The 20,296-nt window shown below is 57.1% G+C and carries 13 protein-coding genes; 9 read left to right on the plus strand and 4 right to left on the minus strand.

Annotation, left to right across the window (positions count from 1 at the left end; genetic code table 11):
- Positions 1-74: 74 nt before the first annotated feature.
- Positions 75-2,744 carry a penicillin acylase family protein gene (locus ACO06L_RS00380; protein WP_202347381.1) on the plus strand — a complete coding sequence of 890 codons (2,670 nt, stop codon included), beginning with the start codon at positions 75-77 and terminating at the stop codon, positions 2,742-2,744.
- Between the two features lie 353 nt (positions 2,745-3,097).
- Here the strand turns inward: ACO06L_RS00380 and ACO06L_RS00385 are convergent, their stop codons facing one another.
- Together ACO06L_RS00385 and ACO06L_RS00390 are read right to left on the minus strand one after the other, a co-directional pair.
- Positions 3,098-5,968, minus strand: a complete 2,871-nt coding sequence (locus ACO06L_RS00385) for an MECDP-synthase (protein WP_064227388.1) — start codon at positions 5,966-5,968, stop codon at positions 3,098-3,100.
- 305 nt (positions 5,969-6,273) lie between these two features.
- Entirely contained in the window at positions 6,274-7,047 is a 774-nt protein-coding gene (locus ACO06L_RS00390; RefSeq protein ID WP_064227389.1) for an enoyl-CoA hydratase, read from the minus strand.
- A gap of 183 nt (positions 7,048-7,230) precedes the next feature.
- On the opposite strand from ACO06L_RS00390, the gene ACO06L_RS00395 reads away from it, so the two are divergent.
- Positions 7,231-8,745 carry a fumarate hydratase gene (locus tag ACO06L_RS00395; RefSeq protein WP_064227390.1) on the plus strand — a complete coding sequence of 505 codons (1,515 nt, stop codon included), beginning with the start codon at positions 7,231-7,233 and terminating at the stop codon, positions 8,743-8,745.
- Between the two features lie 76 nt (positions 8,746-8,821).
- Here ACO06L_RS00395 and ACO06L_RS00400 read toward each other — a convergent pair whose 3' ends face one another.
- Positions 8,822-10,276: a protein adenylyltransferase SelO gene (locus tag ACO06L_RS00400; protein ID WP_202347382.1), complete on the minus strand. Its 1,455-nt coding sequence runs from the start codon at positions 10,274-10,276 to the stop codon at positions 8,822-8,824.
- A 75-nt stretch (positions 10,277-10,351) separates the two neighbouring features.
- On the opposite strand from ACO06L_RS00400, the gene ACO06L_RS00405 reads away from it, so the two are divergent.
- From ACO06L_RS00405 to ACO06L_RS00425, 5 genes are all read left to right on the plus strand, one after another.
- Entirely contained in the window at positions 10,352-11,290 is a 939-nt protein-coding gene (locus ACO06L_RS00405; RefSeq protein WP_202347383.1) for a hypothetical protein, read from the plus strand.
- A 12-nt stretch (positions 11,291-11,302) separates the two neighbouring features.
- Positions 11,303-12,118 (plus strand): HAD-IIB family hydrolase, encoded by an 816-nt coding sequence (locus ACO06L_RS00410; RefSeq protein ID WP_202347384.1) that lies wholly within the window; start codon positions 11,303-11,305, stop codon positions 12,116-12,118.
- A 36-nt stretch (positions 12,119-12,154) separates the two neighbouring features.
- Positions 12,155-13,378: a glycosyl transferase gene (locus tag ACO06L_RS00415; protein ID WP_202347385.1), complete on the plus strand. Its 1,224-nt coding sequence runs from the start codon at positions 12,155-12,157 to the stop codon at positions 13,376-13,378.
- Positions 13,375-15,114, plus strand: coding sequence for a sugar phosphorylase (locus ACO06L_RS00420; protein ID WP_202347386.1), 1,740 nt, complete (start codon positions 13,375-13,377; stop codon positions 15,112-15,114). Before ACO06L_RS00415 ends, ACO06L_RS00420 begins: the two co-directional genes overlap by 4 nt.
- Before the next feature lie 81 nt (positions 15,115-15,195).
- Entirely contained in the window at positions 15,196-16,164 is a 969-nt protein-coding gene (locus tag ACO06L_RS00425; protein ID WP_202347387.1) for an NAD(P)H-quinone oxidoreductase, read from the plus strand.
- Between the two features lie 32 nt (positions 16,165-16,196).
- Here the strand turns inward: ACO06L_RS00425 and ACO06L_RS00430 are convergent, their stop codons facing one another.
- Positions 16,197-17,222, minus strand: coding sequence for an NADP-dependent oxidoreductase (locus ACO06L_RS00430; protein ID WP_202347388.1), 1,026 nt, complete (start codon positions 17,220-17,222; stop codon positions 16,197-16,199).
- Positions 17,223-17,401: 179 nt separating this feature from the next.
- Here ACO06L_RS00430 and ACO06L_RS00435 point away from each other — a divergent pair, with 179 nt between their 5' ends.
- Both ACO06L_RS00435 and ACO06L_RS00440 read left to right on the plus strand, forming a co-directional pair.
- Positions 17,402-19,474: a type VI secretion system Vgr family protein gene (locus ACO06L_RS00435; RefSeq protein WP_202347389.1), complete on the plus strand. Its 2,073-nt coding sequence runs from the start codon at positions 17,402-17,404 to the stop codon at positions 19,472-19,474.
- Positions 19,471-20,295: a DUF4123 domain-containing protein gene (locus tag ACO06L_RS00440; protein WP_064227398.1), complete on the plus strand. Its 825-nt coding sequence runs from the start codon at positions 19,471-19,473 to the stop codon at positions 20,293-20,295. The genes ACO06L_RS00435 and ACO06L_RS00440 overlap by 4 nt, the downstream gene beginning before the upstream one ends.
- Position 20,296 lies beyond the last annotated feature (1 nt).

Raw genomic sequence — 20,296 nt, forward strand, 5'->3', positions numbered from 1 at the left:
AGGAGGGCTCTGCTAGTTTTATAAATGTCACCGGAAGCGGTGGAACCGTAGTGAACAAATACAAGGACAACACTATGAAGCTCAGGAAAACCCCGAGTGGCAGACATGCCCTCAGTCTCACCGTCGCCCTGCTTGGCAGTACTTTGCTGGCGGGCTGCTTTGATAGCGATAATGACTCTTCGGGACCCTCACAGACTGAGGTGGATCCCAATCTCTTTCCCTCGGATGGTCAGCTAGAGGCGACCATTCGTCGAACTACGGGCGGCGTTCCTCACATCGTCGCTGACGACCTCAAATCTGCGGCTTTCGGGCACGGTTATGCTCAGGCGCAGGATAACGTCTGTATGCTGGCGGAGGCCGTCGTTAAGGCCCGCAGCGAGAGAGCGAAGTATTTTGGGCCAGGACCCGATGCGGGATTTGGCGTCGGTATCAATGTCGTTAATGACTTCAGCTACAAGGCCCAACAGATATATGCTGGCGCTGAGGCCGAGTTCCCCAATCTGAGCCCGGAGAGCCGTGCGCTGATTGAGGGCTTCACTGAGGGCTACAACCGATACGTTAATGAAACGGATTCTTCTCAGTTCCCTGCGGAATGTGCGGATCAGGACTGGGTTAAACCGATAACACCGGTGGATCTGCTGGCTCATTATCGCATCGTTGGTCAGTACGCCAGTGGTGCGCTGTTCGCCACAGGGGCGGTTTTCCTCGCAGTCCCTCCGGGAGAGAGCCCGGCGCCGACACCGGTAAGCTCGGTGACCAATGTTGAGGAAGTGAACAAGCTTCTAAAGAGCGTTGTGGCTACCGCAGAGGCTGGCGCGAAATCACAGACCAATTTCGCGGATATGGGCCTTGCCAGTAACGCTTGGGGTATTGGTAGCGAGTTGACCGAGCAGGGCCGGGGCGCTCTCTTGGCGAACCCCCACTTCCCTTACACAGGACATCGGCGCCTCTACGAGGTTCAGATGACCGTGCCGGGTTACCTGAATGTTCATGGCGCCGGCCTGCTGGGCACGGCGATCCCGTTGATCAATTTCAATGAGAATCTTGCCTGGTCTCACACAGTAACGACCAGTCGTCGCTTTACCTGGTATGAGCTGGTTCTCAAGGATGGAGATAATCTGACCTACGTGAAAGACGGAGTGGAAAAGCCGATCACCTCCGAGACCTATCAGATTGAGGTCGATATGGGGATGGCTCAACCTGTGGTGCTGGAGAGAACGTTCTACTTCTCCGAATATGGTCCCATGATCGCCGCGAACGCTGTGAGTAGTCAGCTGCCGGCTTGGGGCGACAATGGTGCGCTGAACACTTCCTCGACGGTGGCTCACACCTATCGTGATGCCAATGCCAACACTGGGGGGCTTCTGGACACCTGGTTGGGCATGAGTCGAGCCAGCAATCTTGAAGAGTTCCAGAGTGTCTTCCAAAACTGCGGCTCAACCCTCTGGACCAACACCACCTACGCGGATGACCAGGGTAACGCTTTCTACATCGACAGCAGTTCGGTCCCGAACCTCTCCGAGAAAGCCATCGCGCTTGTGAACTTCAGAAGGGCTGGCAGTGCAGCATACGCTGGCCTCTTTGACCAGGGCGTTACCTTGCTCGATGGCAGGCTTTCCCAGGAGGACTGGGTGGAGACCGCTTGTGGTCCTTTGGTGCCTTATGACCAGAAGCCAAAACTGGTTAGATCGGATTGGGTACAGAACTCCAACAGTAGCTATTGGTCAACCAACCCGGACGAGTTCCTGACAGGTTTCTCGCCCCTGTTCGGCGATGAAAAGGCGCCAATCAATCCCCGTACCCGCCTTGGTATCAAGATGCTGCAGAATCTGATGGAACCGGGCTTTCCGGATGCGCCGCTTCCGGCTGGACAGGACGGAAAGTTCAGTGCAGAAGAGTTGATTGGAGTGATCTGGAACAACCGCGCATGGTATGCAGAGCAATTCCTGCCGGAACTTCTGCAGCGCTGCGATGCCATTGGCACTACGGCAGTGAATGGCGTCGATCTGTCTTCCTGGTGCCAATCGCTAAGCACTTGGGATGGCCTGTACAATCGGGACAGCGTGGGTGCCCATATCTTCCGGGTGTTCATGGCTAACTACCGTAACGATCTGGATTCAGATCTGACTACACCCTTCAGCCCGGCCGATCCTGTAGGCACGCCTGCGGATCCATCCGAAGAGAATGCAGGGACAGCTAGCGACACCATGCTTCTCGCGCTTGCCGATGGCGTGACTGCTTTGCAGTCTCAGGGCATTTTGCCGACTGATGCACTGGGCGACCTGCAATATTATCGAGCTTCTGGCGGTGTTGTTCCTGGCTCCGGCGGGACACCGGTGTTTCAGACTCAGCCAATCCCCTGGCACGGTGGCGATGGCAATATTGACGGCGCCTTCAATGCGATCGGTGTTGTGACAGATCCGTTCCTGGAAGATACCCGGTTCCCGCGGATCGCGCCGACAACTATTGATAATACTGCAGGGCTTTCGGATGGCTCGGACGGCATTGATGGCTGGTTGATGGCCAGAGGTACCAGCTGGCACTTCGGGCTGGAATTCACGGACAATGGTCCGGAGGCTTATGGCCTTGTGAGTTATTCCCAGTCTACGGACGCCATGTCACCATTCTTTAGTGATCAGAGCGAGCAGTATTCCAATAAGGACTACCGTCAGTTGTTCTTTACTGAGGAAGATATTCAGGCGAACCTGTTGCCGCAGGGCGAGACTGTTATTTCTTCAGATTAAGACTCAGACCAGGATGAAAACGCCGCGCTCTAACGAGTGCGGCGTTTTTTTCGTTGCTATCAGTTATGCCGTTTAGCTCAAGCAAGAAGCCCGTCTAGCCACTCGTAAAGCGGGAAAATCCCTGCTTTTTAGCCACCTTTCCTCCGCTACACGCCTGTCCCCTTTGGCTATCTGAGCGCCGTCAAACATCCTCATAATTTATGGTTGTCCCAATAATGTGAACGGCTGCATTGCTGCAAGAGTCCTCGGGTGTGGGGGCTCCTCGATATGTTGATTGTTCGTCTCTGACCCAGGTCGGGCTTGCCAAAAAAAAGCCCCGGCAATGCCGGGGCTTGGTAGGCAGAAGCTAGTCCTTAAGGAGCAGCTTGCTCGTCCTGATCAAGTGCGTTGGCCAGAGTCGGACTGGTTCCCAGTGCATCAATGTTGTTGGGGGAGGCTGGCACGTTACCGCCGCTCAGCGCTTGGGCTGTTTGAGTGACCATTACCGTAAAGGCATCACTGGTAACGGCAAACCCACCCGGGCAAGCATCATTTGGCGCTTGAGGCGCTACAAAAGTACCATGATTTGCGGTAGAGCATGGGTCACTGCCATCAAAGAATACAGCGACCGGTGTGGTGGCCGAGCCTGAGATGTCTTCACCCTGAAGCAGGTTAAGGTCAGCACCATCGGCAAGATTGGTGCCGCCTGCTCCCAGATCCAACAGTGCCATCAGTGGCTCTGTGCCTGTTAGCGGTGCAGAGAACGCCGGGCTGAGCGGATTGACGTTGGCTTCGTTGGGAACCGTGGTGTCGCCAACAACTTCTGTTACCAAAAGATTGCTGGTAGAAGCACCAAGGCCTTTCGCAAAGTTCACCGGGTCGCCAGCATCTGAGATTGACTGGAAGACATAGAAGAAGCTCTCGAAATCAGAGGTTCCCTGGGTGACACCTGCATTGGCCAGCCCACCAAGAACTTGACCGGAGAAGGCCGGAGAGTTCTCGATCAGGCGAGTAACTTGGCCGCTGGTGTTGTGCAGAACGACCGAGTTAAGCGTCGGGAATGTGAAGTTCGAAAGAGGAACTCCGGCCTGCGCATACGTGCCGTTGAGAGTGGCGTTCAAGGTCGCGTCGTTTGCCAGAGAGGCAAATACCGTTCCGGAAATGCCACCTAGGGAGTGCCCGATGAAGTTCACCGGTACGCCAGCCAGATCGCCTGGTGCGAAGTCCTTGTTGAGGTCAAAGGTCTGGATTGATGCTGCAACGTTTAGCAGGTCAACAACACCTTGGCGCAGATTGTCACGGCTGTTCATCATATTGAGCGGGTTGATAAACAGGCTACCTGATGAAATGTCAGCCAGCGGAGCTTCTACCGGTTGCAGAGACGCATTTGCAGTGTATCCGAAGTGACGCTCGCCGATGTAGTCTGCCGAGATTAGGGCGTTGAGTTGAGCGATTACAGCCGCCTGGTTTGCATCATTAGGATTAAGAAGACCAATTGCGGCTTCCACATCTGTGGTGAGGGCATCCGCATCCAGAGGCGATAATCCAGCTACCGTACCGTTAGTTGCGCCTGCGAGGCCATGAAGTGGCTGATCTATGGCCACAACAGTCTGGCACGCGCTCTGAGCCAGCAATATCGCGGGCAGCATGGAAACGCTCCGATCTACCGTAATGCCATGCTGAAAAATGGTAACCCCTTCAGGTTTTCCTGCCCCATTGGTTTCGACGCATGAAGCGGGTTGAGCTGCGCTTCCATCCAGAACAGGTTGGAAAACCACAACGGGGACAGTGGTGGTCGCATTTTGTTCTGGGAATGGGAAGTACCCGTTCACATTCAGCGTGCCGTCGATATCCCGCAAGAAGGAGAAGATCGTCTGGCCCGGCGCCAGGTTCTCATTAAGGTCGTCTTCCAGGCTTGTGCTACCGCTCCAACTGCCGGTCACAATGCCCGCTCCGGTTTCACCCGGCAACGACTGGAAGTACGGCAGAGCGATGGCACCTTGGGAAACCTGAACCTGCTGCGCTGCATTCGCTATAGCATTGGTTGGATCCGCTGCCAATACCTGAATTGTGGCTAGATCAGTTGCGGGTTCTGGTGCATTAAAGAAAGACGGGCGCGGAACCGGAAGGTGAAGCGTGTCACCGATTTCTGCGCCGATCGCAGCTTGAAGGTCACCTGGTTCAGTGAGGGGCCGAACTGTAGCCAACGCGGTTATTGCTGCCAGCTCTTGGGCATCCAAATCGCTTGGATCAATATCGCCCGCTTGTAGGTCCGCAGCAAGCTCTGCAATTTCACCAAGTTTCGTTGTCAGCTGGGAAAAGTTGAGCGTCGGATAGTTGTCTCTCACCGCTTTCAATTGCGCAGTAAAGCCAACTTTTTGGCCCAGTGCGCTTCCGAATGCTGCAGGTGCCATCATAGCGCGCAACACGTCAGTATCTGAGTTGGTAGTGAAAGTGTATGCCAGTGCCGACTTGGGGGTATCCTGCGGAATCGCCTGAGCGAGGAAAGCGTTCGCCAGTGTATCTGAGGCCTGCAGGATCGATTTCACGTTAGCTAGGGCTGGGTTACCCAATACACCATCCGCAAGATTAACGTCCTGAACAGACCGCTCAATTGGCTGTCCGTCAGCGCCAACAATGTTATTCGTGGCCACGACCAAGTATTTCTGACCTTCTGCGAGAGGCTCCAGGGGAACGATTCTTATGGCGTTGTCGCTGCCACCATCAATACTTACAACGTCGGCTCGGAAATTGGGAATTGACGCCAGATCGAAAGGATTCGCCTGGTCAATGCCTGACGGATTGGTATTCGGGAGCGCTTCAGGCACGCCCTCAACGGCATCTTTCACGTTGACCGGCAGCAGGAATACGGTTGCACCAGCCTGAACGGATACGGGGTTCAGGGACCCGTCAAACTTCAGTGTGAATGCGCCGGAGGTAGAGAAGCCGGAAAGATCGTTGACCGCATCATCGGCCGGAGAAGTGCCGCCAGAGAGCCCTGTAAAGTCATAGTTAGCGCTCTGAGTCGCGCCCAACAACAGAATCAGGTCGGCATTGATCGGAAATTTCGGATCGGAAGCAATCGGGTTGGGATCGTAAATCGGACGAACAATCGACTTATCAATCGTCGTATCTTCAATCTGATAATCCGGATTGGCATTCGCCCCCGTCTCGCCGCTATCAAAGCAGCCTGTAAGTCCAACGGAAGACGCCACGGCAAGACTTATTAGAGTTTTCTTGAACATGGGTGGAACCTTTTCCTGTTGTTGTGTCGTTATGTTCGGCAGCTGACGGGGCCGGTCTGATCCGGTAAGCCCGTTGTCAGTGGCCTGTTCTGCTTAAACTGTTGTCTGAAATTGTAGCCAGCGCTGTAAGCCAATTTCTGTATCTCTGACTATAGCGACAGTATGGCAAGTGTTGATCAGCCAAAAGTGTGATTCTGGTGTTTGAATCCTTCCCGCACGATTGGAGTTCGGCCTTTGAGAAAAATAGTTGCCGGATAACGGTTTGTCGAGGTCCGGCAACAGGGAAATTGAGGCGCAGTCGAGGTTTACTCGAAGCGCGAGAAATCCGGTGCGCGTTTTTCCATAAAGGCCCGGAAGGCTTCGGCGGCTTCTGGGGATTTCAGGCGCTCGGCAAACAGCTGACCCTCTTCGAGCATGGTCTCCCGAAGTGCCGCCATGGTTGGCTGATTCAAAAGGGCTTTGGTGGCTCGAATCGCAGCTGGCGCTTTTTCGGCCAGCCGCTGGCAGGCCTCGAAGGCACTGGCCTCGGTTTGCTCTGGCTCGCAAACCCGGTTGATGAGGCCAAGCCGGACGGCCTCTTCGGCGGTGAAGGCGCCGCCAAGCATCAGGAGTTCGGCGGTGCGCACCCTGCCAATCCAGGAGGGAAGTAGCAGGCTGGAGCCGCCCTCGGGGCACAGGCCGAGGCTGGCAAAGGGCATCTGGAACGCCGTGTTGTTGCCAGCGAACACCAGATCGCAATGCAGCAACATGGTGGTGCCAATGCCGACGGCCGCGCCATTGACTGAAGCCACCACAGGTTTGGTTGCACTGGCCAGTAATAAAAGAAAGCGGCCGACTGGGGTTTGTTCGAAATCACCGGGCAAGCCGGCGGCAAATTCTCCCAGGTCGTTGCCTGCAGTGAAACACTCGCTTGTACCGGTGAAGAGTACGCACCGGATGTTGGTGTCATCCCGGGCCTGTTCCAGGGCGTCCCCCATGGCGGTGTACATGGCGTGGGTGAGGGCGTTCTTGCGCTCTGGCCGGTTCAGTCGAACGATGAGAATCCGGTCTTTGATTTCGGTGAGGACGAGGTCAGTCACGGTGTCTCCTGCGGTGTTATTCTAGTTTGGTTAGGATGATACCTTTTTCTGCAGGCGTTTTTCACGGGTTTTAATCCTTGCTTCGCCATCTGTCGAATCACTCGCCAAGCCGATTTTCTGGTAAACTCTCGCCTCCCGATTTTTGATGACACGACATAACGATATCAAGCTGATGAGGCGCCTATGACCACCGTAATCCGCCAGGACGACCTGATTGAAAGCGTAGCGGACGCGCTGCAGTTCATTTCCTACTATCACCCGAAGGATTTTATCCAGGGCGTCTACGAGGCCTACCAGAAGGAAGAATCCCGGGCGGCGAAGGATGCCATGGCTCAGATCCTGATCAACTCGCGCATGTGTGCCCAGGGCCACCGCCCGATCTGTCAGGACACCGGCATCGTGACGGTATTCGTGAATGTCGGCATGAATGTCCAGTGGGACTGCGATATGCCGCTGGACGACGTGATCAATGAAGGCGTTCGCCGTGCCTACACCCATCCGGACAACGTGCTCCGGGCTTCGGTACTGGCCGATCCGGATGGCAAGCGCCAGAACACCAAGGACAACACCCCAGCTATCATCCATTACAAGATTGTTCCGGGTGACACGGTAGAGGTGCACGTCGCTGCCAAGGGCGGCGGGTCTGAAGCCAAGTCCAAGTTCGCAATGCTGAACCCCTCTGACTCGGTCGTCGACTGGGTGCTGAAGATGGTTCCGCAGATGGGTGCCGGCTGGTGCCCGCCGGGCATGCTGGGTATTGGTATCGGTGGCACCGCGGAAAAGGCGATGGAGCTGGCCAAGGAATCCCTGCTGGACCCGATCGATATTCACGATCTGAAAGCCCGTGGCGCCTCCAATCGTTCCGAAGAGCTTCGTCTTGAGCTTTTTGACAAGGTCAATGAACTGGGCATCGGCGCCCAGGGCCTGGGCGGTCTCACCACGGTTCTGGATGTGAAGGTGAAAGACTATCCCACCCACGCGGCCAATAAACCGGTTGCGATAATTCCGAACTGTGCGGCCACCCGTCACGCCCACTTTACCCTGGACGGTACCGGGCCCTCCCTGCAGACCCCGCCGAGCCTGGACGACTGGCCGGAAATTACCTGGGAAGTGGGTGAGAACGTCCGTCGCGTGAATCTGGATACCGTCACACCGGAAGACGTGAAGGACTGGCAGCCGGGCGAAACAGTCCTGCTCTCCGGCAAGATGCTGACCGGCCGCGATGCTGCCCACAAGAAGATGGTGGACATGATCGAAAAAGGCGAGGAGCTGCCGGTTGATCTGAAGGGACGGTTCATTTACTACGTGGGCCCCGTTGATCCGGTGCGTGAAGAGGTGGTTGGACCCGCAGGCCCGACGACTGCCACACGTATGGACAAGTTTACCCACACCATGCTTGAGAAGACTGGCCTTACCGGCATGATCGGTAAAGCCGAGCGCGGTCAGGTGGCCATCGACGCCATCAAGGAATTCGGTGCGGTATACCTGATGGCCGTGGGCGGTTCCGCCTACCTGGTCTCCAAAGCCATCAAGAACGCGGAAGTGGTTGCCTTCCCGGAACTGGGTATGGAAGCCATTTACGAGTTCGAGGTAGAGGACATGCCGGTTACAGTCGCTGTTGATTCCCGTGGCTCTTCTGTGCACCAGACAGGTCCTGCCGAATGGCACGAGAAGATCATTGCTGCAAAGGCGGTCTGATCTCCGGTAGGTGCTTAAAAAATGAAAAGGGCCGTACGAGTAGATCGTCCGGCCCTTTTTTGTTTGCTTTAACCCGTCAGCTTGAACAGCTGATATTCAGATGCTTGCCCCAATCCGGCGGCAATGCCGCATAAGCCTCGTTCTCCGGTTGCTCGTCATAGGGCCGCTGAAGCACCTTCAGCAGTTCTTCCATCGGTTCGTAGTCCCCGTTCTGCGCTTCCTGGATGACCTGCTGGGCCAGGTAGTTCCTCAGCACATACTTTGGATTCACGCGACGCATGGCGTACTCCCGCTCATCGTGAGCGCGGGTTTCGTTCAGGAGTCTCTCCTCATAGCGCTCCAGCCACTGGTCTGCCACGCTGCGATCTACAAACAGATCCCGCACCGGCCCATGGCCATGGCTGTGCAGATTCGAGAGCGCCCGGAAGAAGGCGGTGTAGTCGATATGGTGCTCGTGCATCATGCTGAAGGTATCCATGATCAGGCTCAGGTCCGCTTCATCTTCGATGGCGAGGCCAAGCTTGTCTCGCATGTTCTGGAGGAAGCGCTCGTTGTAGGCCACTTCATAGCGGCGAAGCCCCCGGCGCACGTCGTCTTCCTCCATTACCGGTAGCAGGGCTGTGGCCAGGTATCGGCAATTCTCAAACCCGACTTGCGGCTGACGGTTGTACGCGTAGCGACCGCCCTGGTCGGTATGGTTGCTTATATAGCCGGCATCGAAATCATCAAGGAATGCGAAGGGGCCATAATCAAAGGTGTCGCCGATGATCGACATGTTGTCGCTGTTCATCACCCCGTGGCAGAAGCCCACCGCCTGCCAGTCGGCAATCGTTCGTGCCGTGCGTTCGACAACTTCCTCGAACCAACGGCTGTATCGCTCGTCATCGGGTAGGTTGATCAGGTGGGGGAAGTGCAGCGAGATCACGTGTTCGAGCAGCGTCCTGACGGTTTCAGGCCCTTCGTGGTGGGCGGCGAACTCGAAGTGTCCGAAGCGTATATGGCTCTGGGCCACTCTTACCAGTGCCGCGGCTGTCTCGATGGACTCCCGGCGCACCGGGTCTTTAGCGCTCACCATGAACAGTCCCCGTGTGGTAGGGATACCAAGTCCATGCATGGCCTCGCTGCACAGGTATTCGCGAATGGTGGAGCGAAGCACGGCCCGGCCATCCCCAAAACGGGAGTAGGGGGTCATCCCTGCGCCTTTGAGGTGCCAGTCCCAGCGTCGTCCATCGGGGCCAACGGTTTCCCAAAGCAGCAGGCCGCGGCCGTCGCCGAGTTCCGGATTGTAGGCGCCGAACTGGTGGCCGGTGTATTTCATGGCCACCGGGTCCATGCCCTCGAGCAGCTCAGAGCCTGCACCCACGCCGGTCCAGTCGGATTCGGAATCGGCGCGAAAGCCCATCTGTTCCGCGAGCTTGTGGTTGAAGCACACCATCTTTGCGTCTTTCAGAGGCGAGGGCTGAACCCGGGTATAAAAGCTGTCCGGGAGCTCAAGGTAGCGATGCTCCACTCGAAAATCGTTGCCACTCATAAAACGCCTATACTCCCATTGGTATGAATTCTGCTGCCGTTTCTCTTCAATAAACTATTAAACCGGAAATCCAACGTGTCTGATCGCTCGCTCGAACAAACCGTCAGTGCCCTGATTCAACAGGAGGGCCTGCCCGATTCCTACGCCGAAACGGTGGAAAAGACCATTCTGCCGCTGGCAGACCGAATCTGTGCGCTCCATGATACGGAAAAGCAGCCCATTGTGGTTGGTATTCACGGAGCCCAGGGCACGGGCAAGTCCACGTTGACCCTCTTTTTACGGGAAATTCTGCTCCGGCACCGCAACCGTTCCACTGCCAATTTCTCCCTCGATGACATTTACCTTACCAGGGGTGAGCGCCAGGACCTCGCCGAACGGGTGCACCCGTTGTTTATAACCCGTGGCGTGCCGGGAACACACGACGTTGCGCTCGGGCAGCAGGTCTTGAACCGCTTGCGCAGTGCAGCGCCTGAAGATGCCACCCCGATTCCTGCATTCGACAAGTCCCGGGACGACCGGGTTCCCCGGGATCAGTGGCCTGTCTTTGGCGGAAGGGCGGAGGTCATTCTTCTGGAGGGCTGGTGCCTGGATGCGCGACCGGAGAAAGACAGTGCGCTCGCTGAGCCGATGAATCGCCTGGAGGAGAATGAGGATCCGGACGGCATCTGGCGCAGCTATGTGAACGATCAGTTGAAAGGGGAGTACCGGCAGTTTTTTGATGAAATCGATTTTCTGGTCATGTTGAAGGCTCCCTCCATGGAGTGTGTTCTTGAATGGCGTCGACTCCAGGAGCAAAAGCTGGCGAAGAAAATTCGCAATGCACCAAAAAGTGGCGAGCCCCACGGTAATGCACAGGATTTGCGCATTATGACCGACGACGAAGTCGGCCGCTTCGTTATGCACTATGAGCGGGTTACCCGTGCCTGCCTCGCTGAAATGCCGGGCCGGGCCGATGTTCTGATCAACGTGGCCGAGGATCACTCCCTCGGCCTTCCGCAGTTCCGCGAAGCCTGACGGAGACCAGCCATGGCCCGACCCCATTTGATCATCTTTTCTGATCTCGATGGCACCCTGCTTGATCATGACGATTACCGCTGGCAGGCGGCGGGCCCGGCGCTGGCCAGGCTGACGGCGGCCAATATTCCCCTGGTGCTTAACTCCAGCAAGACCATGCCTGAAATCCGTGCATTGAGGGAAGAGCTTGGAAATACCGATCCATTCATTGTCGAAAACGGTGCAGCCGTGGTTATTCCGCCCCACGCCCTGGGCAATGCCGAAGCAGAAGTGGTGAATTTTGGTGCAACCCGGGATCGGGTCCTTGAGGTGCTTGGCGCCCAACGGAAGAAGGGCGCGCGGTTCAAGGGCTTTGCGGACATGTCCGCCGCCGAGCTGGCTGCGGAGACAGGCCTTGACCCGGTGGCGTCCGGGCGGGCCAAAGAACGGCTGGGGACTGAGCCATTGATCTGGCAGGGCACAGAACAGGAGCTGGCGGAGTTTGAAGCGGCTCTAAGTGCCGAGGGTCTCCGCCTGGTAGCGGGCGGACGTTTTCTCCATGCCATGGGGATATTCGATAAAGCCGATGGGGCCCGGTTCTTGCTAAACAAATATAAAGAGCAATACCGGGAGCAGTATGGCGATCAGCCAGTGTTGGCTATTGCCCTGGGTGACAGCCCCAATGATCAGCAGATGCTGGAATCGGCAGATATACCGGTGGTGATCCGGGGCGTAAAAAGCGAAGAGGTGCGGTTGCCCTCGGCAAAGCACGCCATGCGCTCCCTCAAGCCCGGCCCCGAAGGCTGGAATGAGTGCGTACTCAATCTCCTGGTTGAGTACGGGTACTGACCCGTTCGAGTGCGGGTATCAAGAAGGAGAGCCGCCATGGGCGACTTTTACCAGAATGGCATTATTACAACCCTTCATAACCTTGTTCGGCGTCCGGTGGAGGACCTGGAAGCGGAGCTGATGAGTTTTCGCAAGGCCCGGCCCATGTCGTTGGTGCTGCCGTCGCTGTACTCAGAGCTGGAGGGGCCGGCCCTGAAGAATATTGTGCACGAGCTGGGCAAGGTGCCTTATCTGGATCAGGTGGTGATTGGCCTGGACCGCGCCAACGAGGAACAATACCGCCATGCCCTGGAGTATTTCTCGGACCTGCCTCAGAACTTCAAGGTGCTCTGGAACGACGGGCCCCGCCTCAGGAACATTGACCTGAAGCTTCGGGAGCAGAACCTGGCGCCGACAGAAATGGGCAAGGGCCGAAACGTCTGGTATTGCTTTGGCTATGTATTGGCCTCCGGTGTCAGCAAGTCCGTTGCCCTGCACGATTGCGACATCCTTACTTATTCCCGGGACCTCGTGGCCCGCCTTATCTATCCTGTGGCCAACCCCGGCTTCAACTACATGTTCTGCAAAGGCTACTACGCCCGGGTAGCGGACGGAAAAATGAACGGACGGGTGAGCCGCCTGCTGGTGACACCGCTGATCCGCGCGCTGAAGAAAGTCTGCGGCCCCAACGATTTTCTGGATTATCTCGACAGTTACCGGTACCCCCTGGCCGGGGAGTTCTCGTTCCGCACGGATGTGATCAATGATCTGCGCATTCCCAGCGACTGGGGGCTGGAGATCGGTGTGCTGTCGGAGATGAAGCGCAACTACGCGACCAACCGCCTGTGCCAGGTGGATATTGCCGATGTCTATGATCACAAGCATCAGGAGCTTTCGCCGGAGGATGCCAGCAAGGGGCTGTCCAAAATGAGCATGGATATCGCCAAGGCCCTGTTTCGAAAGCTGGCGACCAACGGCGAGATTTTCTCCAATGAGAAATTCCGGACGATCAAGGCCACGTATTTCCGCATTGCCCTGGATTTCGTGGAGACCTACCAGAACGACGCCATTATTAACGGCCTGACGTTTGATCGGCACAAGGAGGAGAAGGCCGTGGAGCTTTTCGCCCAGAACGTGATGCGGGCCGGCGCCTATTTCCTTGATAACCCGATGGACACCCCTTTTATTCCCAGCTGGAACCGGGTAACAAGCGCCATTCCCGACATCAAGGAGCAGTTGCTGGAGGCGGTGGAACTGGATAATGAGGAATTCCGGCCATGACCCAGGCTCTGAAAGCGAAGCTGGTTTCCATGCTGGATGTCGTCTATCCAGAGCTGGACTGTGACTTTCTGGCCGAACAGTTGCTGACCACTATGGGTCTGGAGCCCAACCAGGCCCCGCCGCCTGCGCACCAGAATAACTGGGACGAATCGGATGTGGTGCTGATCACCTATGCCGATACGGTTCAGCGGGCGGACGAAAAACCGCTGCAAACGCTGCATCGTTTTCTGGGCGATTGCCTCTCAGATACTGTCTCGTCGGTGCATATACTGCCGTTTTTTCCCTACAGCTCCGACGACGGTTTCTCGGTCATGGACTATCTGGCGGTGAACGAGTCCCACGGAAACTGGGAGGATATCGAGGCCATCGCCCGGGATTACAAGCTGATGGCGGACCTGGTGATCAACCATATGTCAGCCCGCAGCCGCTGGTTCGAGAATTTCCGCAAACGGGTCGACCCGGGCAAGGACTATTTCTTTGAAGGTAATCCGAGAGATGATCTGAGCGCCGTCGTGCGACCCCGAACCTCGCCACTGCTGAACCCGGTTCAGACCGATGATGGCGAACGGTATGTCTGGTGCACCTTCAGTGAGGATCAGGTCGATCTGAATTTTGCCAACCCGAAGGTGCTCATCGAATTCGTTGCCATCATCCGGCGCTACTTGGAGCGTGGCATTATCATCTTCCGGCTCGATGCCGTCGCCTTTCTCTGGAAGGAGCCGGGAACGCCCTGTATCCATCTGCAGCAAACCCATGAGCTGATCAAGATCCTGCGCCTGTTGATTGAGCACCACAGCCCGGATGCGGTGGTGATTACCGAAACCAACGTTCCCAACCGGGAAAACCTGACCTACTTCGGCAACGCCAACGAAGCCCATGTGATCTATAACTTCTCCCTGCCGCCCCTGCTGATCAATACCCTGGTTACCGGTGACTGCAAACACCTGAAAACCTGGCTGATGAGCATGCCGCCGGCGCAGATGGGCACCACCTATCTGAACTTTATTGCGTCCCACGATGGCGTCGGTATGCGGCCGACGGATGGTCTGCTCACTGAGGAAGAGAAGCAGCGGCTGATCAACACCATGGATTCCTTTGGTGGCAAGGTATCGTACCGGCGCACGCCGGATGGCCGCGACCAGCCTTACGAAATCAATATTGCCCTGTACGATGCACTCCAGGGCACGGCGGAGTGCGGCCGGGATCACTGGCAACTGCAACGCTTCGTTTGCGCTCACACCGTGATGTTGGCGCTGGAAGGGATTCCGGCGTTCTACATCCACAGTTTGCTGGCCACTGAGAACGATCTGGAGCGGGTAGAGCACACCGGTCGGCTGAGGTCCATCAACCGCAGCCAGTGGCAACTGGATGATCTGGAGCAGAAGCTTGCCGACCCCCTGAGCCATCACAGCAAGGCGTTCCAGGAGCTGAAACGCCTGATTGCCATTCGGCGTAAACAGCCGGCGTTTCATCCTAACGCCACCCAGTTCACCCTGCACCTCGGGCTTCAGCTGTTTGGTTTCTGGCGCCAGAGTATGCGCAGGGATCAGTCCATCTTCTGCATTCATAACATCAGCAACGAAGTGCAGCAGGTAGCCCTGAGCGACATCAATCTGATTGGTACCGATCATTGGCAGGACCTGATTTCCGGAATGACCATTGATGACCTGTCCGGCTCGATTACCCTGAAACCCTACCAGAGCGTATGGCTGTCCAACCTGGAAGTTACCGTCTGATCATCTGACAACGTCATTTGTGCAATGCTCGAAAAACATAGGGTATCCTGTGGCCATATGAGCAAGGCCGAGACGTCATACATGATCAAAGCAATCAAGGTAACCGGGGGCAACCTCAGTTGGGATTCCTGGGAAGGGCCGGGGGAGCCTCCGGCGGATCACGTCGAGATCGAGGTGGTCTGGACCGCCATTAACCGTGCCGACCTGATGCAACGGGCTGGTGTCTATCCACCCCCGCCGGGAGCGTCTGACATTCTGGGGCTGGAAGTCAGTGGTCGGATCGCCTCGGTTGGACCGGATGTTACCCAGTTCAAGCCCGGCGATGAAGTCTGCGCCCTGCTGACCGGAGGCGGTTACGCCACCCGCGTGGTGGTACCGGCGGTGCAGGTGTTGCCCATTCCCAAAGGGTTAACGCTGGAAAAGGCCGCGGCCATACCGGAAGTTTTCGCCACGGCCTGGCTGAATCTCTATCACGAAGCGGCCTTGAAACCGGGCGAGCGGGTGCTGCTGCATGCGGGTGCCAGCGGCCTTGGAACCGCGGTTATCCAGCTGGCGACGGCCTTTGGTAACCCGGTCTTTGCCACCGCTGGTGATAAGGCCAAGCTGGAGGTTTGTCGCAATCTGGGAGCCAGTGGCGTCTGGAACCGGAACGAGGGTTCCTTTATTGATGCTGTCACTGCATGGGGCGGCGTGGATATGGTTCTGGATCCGGTCGGAGGCAAATATATTGCTGAGGATCAGCGGGTTCTGAATGTCGATGGCCGGATCGTACTGATCGGACTGATGGGCGGCCGGATGGCCGAGGTGGACCTGGGCATCATGCTGATCAAACGCCAGCGCCTGATCGGTTCCACCCTCCGTTCCCGAACGGTCGAGGACAAGGGCGAAGTGATGCAGGCACTGTACCGGCACGTCTGGCCACTGCTCGCAGCCGGCCAGATTGAGCCTCTGATTGACAGCACATGGCCGATAGAGCAGGTGGAAGATGCGATGGCCTATGTGGCCGACAACAGGAACACCGGTAAGGTGCTCCTGAAAATCTCCGACTGATCACACAGCCCCTCGCGTCTCCCGGGCTGAAATCAGTCTGCGATATGAACCAGCTGCTTGCCGAAGTTCTGCCCTTTCAGCATGCCCTTGAAGGCATCAACGGCATTTTCCAGACCTTCGGCAACGGTCTCCCGGTACTTGAGTTCACCAGAGGCGACCCGGGAGGCCAGAATGTCCGTGATTTCCTGATGCTGGTCCTGCCATTCTGTCACGAGGAAAAAACGATGCTCGGGAGCCGGATCAAGCGCCCCGAGCACGTGGAAGGGAGTTTCCACGCTGGCCATATCTTTTGCATTGTAGGCAGAGACAAAACCGCAGATGGGCACTCGGGCTCCCTCATTCAACAATGGCGCAACGGCGCGCGTAACGGCACCACCCACGTTTTCAAAGTAGATGTCGATGCCGTCGGGGCAGGCCGCTTTAAGATCTGCTTCCAGGTTGCCGGCCTTGTAGTCAACGCAGGCGTCGAAGCCCAGTTCATTGACGACGAAATCGCACTTTTCAGGCCCACCGGCAACGCCGACCACTCGACACCCCTCTGACTTTGCGGTCTGACCAACGACAGTACCCACTGGTCCGGAAGCAGCCGAGACAACCACGGTTTCGCCGGCTTTCGGTTTACCTACGTACATCAGGCCGCAATAACCAGTGCGCCCGGGCATGCCGGCAACGCCAAGGTAGGCTTGCAGGGGCACGTTGTCACGTTGCTGAATCTTGTAAACCATGGGCGCATCGGCCGGAAAGGTAACGTACTCCTGCCAGCCGGAATAGCAGGTGACCAGGTCGCCGACCTTCAGATCCTCTGAACGTGATTCCACCACCCGGGCAACGCTCTCGCCGACAATGGGTTCGTCAATGCCGATGGGGTCCATATAACCCTTGGCATCGTTCATGCGGGGGCGCATGTAAGGATCCAGCGAAAGCCAGAGCACCTGGGCAACCACCTCGCCCTCGCCAGGGGAACGCACGGGGCGCTCTTCCAGCACCAGATCGCCTTGCTGAATCTCGCCCTGGGGGCGCTGTTTGAGCACAACGGCTCGGTTCTTATATTCGCTCACTTGTCTCTCCGGTTGCATAATGAAACCAGATTAGGGTGCAGCAGAATGGATTTCCGGTCAACCTCTCATCATGCCGACACAAGACTGGCCCCGGGGTTTCATTCTCCGGCTTGATGGCTATAATCGGAGGCCTGCTCAGGACGAGCTTAAAAACCGATTGCTCTTCAAGGAATGAAGATATGCCCCAGGCAAGTGGATTGCAGTTTACCGCCCGTGTTGGCGGACTCCCCTCAGATCTATTCTCAGTGGTTGGCTTTAAACTGACCGAGCGCCTGTCCGAGGTGTTTCAGGGTCGTCTTGAGCTGGCCAGTACCGATCCATCCATTCGGGCTGCAGAGATTCTGGAGCAACCGGTTGATCTCGTTATCTGGCAGGATAGCATGCCTCTTCGGCGGTTTACCGGGGTGGTCAACGAATTCGTTCGGGGCGATGCCGGGCACCGACGGACGCGCTACGAGCTGACGATACAGCCGCCGCTATGGCGTCTGGAACTCATGCACAACAGCCGGATTTTTCAGACCCAGAGCACCGAGACGATTGTGCGAACTCTGCTTGAGGAGCGCGGCATTATCGATTCGGTCTTCGATCTGAAGCGCACCCCGGAGCAACGGGAATACTGTGTTCAGCATCGGGAAAGCGACCTGGCCTTTCTCGAACGCCTCGCGGCTGAAGAGGGCTGGCATTATCGCTATGAACACGGGAGCGTGGACGGGGACACCCAGTCGGCGCTTATAATCGCCGACCATCATGGCGATGCTCCGAAACTGGAGCCGGCAGCATACAACGCCAAAGCAGGCGGCAGCACCCAGCGCCCGGCGGTGTATCGGTTCCGGTATGAAGAACGGGTTCGGGTGGCCTCCGTGGCAATGAAGGATTACACCTTCAGAAATCCCGCCTATGCCCTGATGCATGAGCATGCTTCTGGCGATCTGAAGCACCGGGAAGACTACCAGCACTACGACTACCCCGGCCGCTTCAAGGCCGACGCCAGTGGCCAGCCTTTTACCGAAGCCAGACTGCAATCCCTTCGTAATGACGCCAGCACCGCATCCGGCGAGAGCAACCGCCCGGATTTCAGCCCCGGCGCGAAAGTGGAACTGACTGAACACGATAGTGACAATCTCAATCGGGAGTGGCTGCTAACGTCTATCACCCACACCGGAACGCAGCCCCAGGCTCTGGAAGAGGAAGGCGGCAGCGAACCCACCACGTATCACAACCACTTCAATGCCATACCTGCAGATCTGACCTGGTGCCCGCAGACGCCGCACCGTCCCCTGATGGACGGCCCACAAATCGCGATTGTCACCGGCCCGGAAGGCGAGGAGATTCACTGCGATGAACATGGGCGGGTAAAAGTCCGGTTCCCGTGGGATCGCTACTCGAAAAATAACGAACACAGCAGCGCCTGGCTGAGAGTCAGCCAGGGCTGGGCCGGCGGCCAGTATGGTTTTATGGCGCTACCTAGGATCGGCCACGAAGTGATTGTCTCCTTCCTCGACGGTGACCCGGACCAGCCGATCATCACCGGCCGAACCCATCACGTGACCAACACGCCACCCTATGGGCTGCCCGAGCACAAAACCCGCACCACCCTGAAAACGAAAACCCACAAGGGCGAGGGCAGCAACGAACTGAGGTTTGAGGATGAGGCGGAGCAGGAACAGATCTACGTACACGCCCAGAAAGACCTGGATCTGCTCACCGAGAACAACCGCACGGAGGTGATTCGGAACGACAGTCATCGCACCGTGGAGAACCACGATTTCAGTCATGTGAAAGGCAACGAGCATCACACAGTCGATGGCGAACAGCGGGAATCCATCGGGGGCGATTGCAGCCAGAACATAGGCGGCACATTCCACCAGAAATCCTCCCAGGGAACATTTAGCGAAGCGGGCACTGAAGTACACCACAAGGCGGGAACCAAAGTGGTGCTGGATGCCGGCGCTGAAATCACCATTTCGGCGGGTGGCAGTTTTTTGAAACTGGACCCAAGCGGCGTGACGCTATCCGGGCCAGGCATCAAGATCAATTCCGGTGGTTCGCCGGGGAGCGGTTCGGGACAGAGTGTGGTGATGGCGCAAATGCCAAGGGTTATTGAGGGTGATCAGCCCCACGAGCCCGAGCAGGAGGCACTGGCGGAAGTTGAACAACGGAAGAACGCTCCGGCCATCAATGTAGAATCCCAAGTTGCGGCACTCAGGAAGGGGAATGCAACCTGCCCGGTTTGTGAGGAGCAAAACTCATGAATCAGGATTCCTGGTCGTTGCGGGAGTCGCCCTTTACCCATGTTCCCTGGCCTGGCCATCAACCTGTTGGGCTTGTCCTGGATGGTGTTGCTATCCCCGAACTCGGTGAGCAAATCTACCAGTGGGCCGGCGGACAAACCATTAATGCAGAGTGCCTGTACGTTGCAACCCGCTGGGAGGCGGTTTCGGACTTGTCCCCCTGGCTTGTATGGCTCAGTGGGCCAGAAGACCCGGTGCTGGAAGGGTTCCTGGAGCAGGGGCCCAGGCAAGAGCAGGGTTACCTGCTGATCTCGGCCACAGACCATGCTAGCTGTGCCTGTTGGATGCGCTCCCACCTGCAGGTAGAAGTGGCGCCGGGCTGTGAAGAACTGGTGCGGATTGCCCATCCGGCACTGGCCGCCACGGTGATCGGGGGCAATTTGCCGCGTTTCCCCACCAGGGCCGTGGACCGGTTGATTGTTCCGGATCGTATCAGCGAGCAGTGGCACCTTGTCGAGCCCCCGGCTGTTCAGTCTGGCGACATAGGTGACCAACCCGAAAAAATGATGGCCTCGCGGGACTTGAAGGGCGCTTTCGATGCCTTTAATCGGCGCAAAGGCGCACTGCACATATGGAGCAACCTGCATGAGTCGGTGCGCAAACAGTTGGGTGGTCCTGATTTGAGGGATGCCTACCCGGCACTCGGCAGAATACTGGAAGAGGCCCTTGGCAACGGATGCAACAACTTGCGGGAGATTATGCAATTCCTGTTCGTAACCTTGCCATCACAAGCCGATAGCAATGCCGTGACGGAAACGGCGCCTCCATTGAATCAAGGATGAA

The sequence above is a fragment of the Marinobacter sp. genome (genome assembly GCF_965229985.1).
GTDB lineage: Bacteria > Pseudomonadota > Gammaproteobacteria > Pseudomonadales > Oleiphilaceae > Marinobacter.